We start from the raw sequence: 1,239 nt of genomic DNA, 5'->3' as shown, positions 1-1,239 counted from the left end.
TTAGGCGGTTTTGCTAATGCCTGTCGCACCATTCCTATCGCGCTAGAAATCTGTAAAGAGATGGAAGAGTTGTGTCCAGACGCTTGGTTGCTGAACTTTACTAATCCATCGGGCATGGTGACCGAAGCGATTCTCAAGCACACCAAAGTAAAAGCGGTCGGTTTGTGCAACGTGCCAGTGATCATGCAAAAAGGCATCGCGCAAATGCTGGGCGCTGACGAGCAAGACTTTGTATTGCAAGTTGCGGGGTTGAACCACTTTATTTGGGCGCGCCAGATCCTGCATGAAGGTCGCGATAAGCTGCAAGAGGTAGTCGAAGAGATCTTATCGGGCAACGATCCTCTCGTTCCACAAAACATTCCTCCATTCGAATGGCCAACAGAACTGCTGCGCAATATGGGGATGATTCCATGCGCATACCTTCGCTACTATTACACCAGCGAAGACATCATGAAGCAGGAAATTGAAGAAGCGAACGGCGAAGGCACACGCGGCGAAGTGGTCAAAGCGATGGAGAAACGTCTGTTCGATATCTACCGCAACCCAGAGCTTAACGAGAAACCAAAAGAACTCGAAAAGCGCGGTGGCCAATATTACTCAGAAGCGGCCTGTGAGCTGATGAGCTCTATCTACAACGACAAGCGCACCATCATGCACGTGAACACTCGCAACAACGGCGCGATTGCGGGCTTGCCGGACGACTGCACTGTGGAAGTCAGCTGTATGATCACCAAATCAGGGCCCGTTGCTTTGAATGTTGCACCGTTCCCAACAGATACGCTGCGCCTGATTCAATTGATGAAGGATTTTGAATCGCTCACTGTCGAAGCAGCGGTCACAGGCAACCGCAACGCGGCGCACCGAGCGTTGATTCTGAACCCACTGGTCACAACAGGAACGATTCTAGAGCAGGCATTGGAAGAGACCATTCAAGCGAACCTCGATTACATGCCGCAGTTTCGTTAATCCTAACTAAAATGCAAAAGGGAGGGCGAGTGCCATCCCTTTTTGTGTTCACATGGTTAGAATAATCTTGCCACTCCGCGCTAGTGATTTTTCTTCAATTTGTTCAAGCGCAGTTTGAAATGCTTCTAACGGTAAGTAGTGTGCAACTGCGAGCTTTATATCCTTGGCAATAAAGTGTTTTAACATTTCAGCGAATACCGTCTTTCTCCCACCTTTACCTACCGATTCTTCCCAATACCGCAAAAAGAATGTACTAAAGTCGATGTTGTTGGC

The 1,239-nt window shown here is 48.8% G+C and carries 1 protein-coding gene and 1 pseudogene; one reads left to right on the top strand and one right to left on the bottom strand.

Going from position 1 to position 1,239, the window contains the following annotated elements; translation table 11 throughout:
* Nucleotides 1-966: 6-phospho-beta-glucosidase (locus R7F67_RS24365; RefSeq protein ID WP_318057481.1), on the top strand; the 966-nt coding region annotated here is incomplete at its 5' end.
* A gap of 48 nt (nt 967-1,014) precedes the next feature.
* On the opposite strand, the pseudogene R7F67_RS24360 reads toward R7F67_RS24365, so the two are convergent.
* Nucleotides 1,015-1,239 (bottom strand): annotated as a pseudogene (locus R7F67_RS24360) (alcohol dehydrogenase); the annotation flags it as partial.

Source organism: Vibrio sp. YT-17 (assembly GCF_033337375.1).
GTDB lineage: Bacteria > Pseudomonadota > Gammaproteobacteria > Enterobacterales > Vibrionaceae > Vibrio > Vibrio alginolyticus.
This window is presented reverse-complemented; position numbering and strand designations above follow the sequence as displayed.